The 690-nt window shown below is 71.7% G+C and carries 1 protein-coding gene; it reads right to left on the reverse strand.

Annotation, left to right across the window (positions count from 1 at the left end):
• A partial coding sequence (locus DAI20_RS19515) for an aminotransferase-like domain-containing protein (protein WP_159085133.1) occupies nt 1-690 on the reverse strand: 690 nt, incomplete at both ends.

The raw sequence follows: 690 nt of genomic DNA on the forward strand, positions 1-690 counted from the left end.
GGGCACGGGACGGCAGGTACTGCGCGGCAATCGCCTGGCGCTCGCGCAGTTCCTGCTGGAAGCGCTGCACCATGTCCTGGGCCTGACCGCTGCGGATCCACTGCGAGGCCACCGCCACCATCGACTGGGTCGGCATCAGCGCGATCGCGCGCAGAGCGTCCAGCACCGGTTCCATTGGCTCGCCGGCCGGCACCACCAGGTAGGCGGTGCGCAGGCCCGGTGCCAGGCACTTGGACAGGGTGGAGATGTAGTAGACCGGGCAGCCGGCGTCGCGGTGGGCGGCCAGCGGCGGCGCGGCATCACCGGCCAGCAACCAGTAGGGATCGTCTTCGATCACGGTCAGATCGTGGCGCTTCGCCACCGCCAGCAGGGCCTGCCGGCGCTGCGCCGACATCGTCGCCGTGGTCGGATTCTGGATGGTCGGCACCAGGTATAGCAGGCGCGGCCGGCGCAGCTGGCAGGCTTCTTCCAAGGCGTCGGGCAGCATGCCTTCGGCGTCCATCGCCACCGGCACCACGCCCCGCTGCAGCACGCGCGCGGCGGCCAGCAGGCCCGGGTAGGTCAGCTGTTCGGCGGCGATCAGCTCGCCTGGCTGGGTACGGGCCAGGATCAGCGCGCACAGCGCGGTCTGCGCGCCGGGGCAGATCACCACCTGGTCGGCACCGACCGTGCCCAGCATTGGCGCCAGCC

This window comes from Planctomonas deserti (assembly GCF_003067705.1).
In the GTDB taxonomy this organism is placed as follows: domain Bacteria; phylum Actinomycetota; class Actinomycetes; order Actinomycetales; family Microbacteriaceae; genus Planctomonas; species Planctomonas deserti.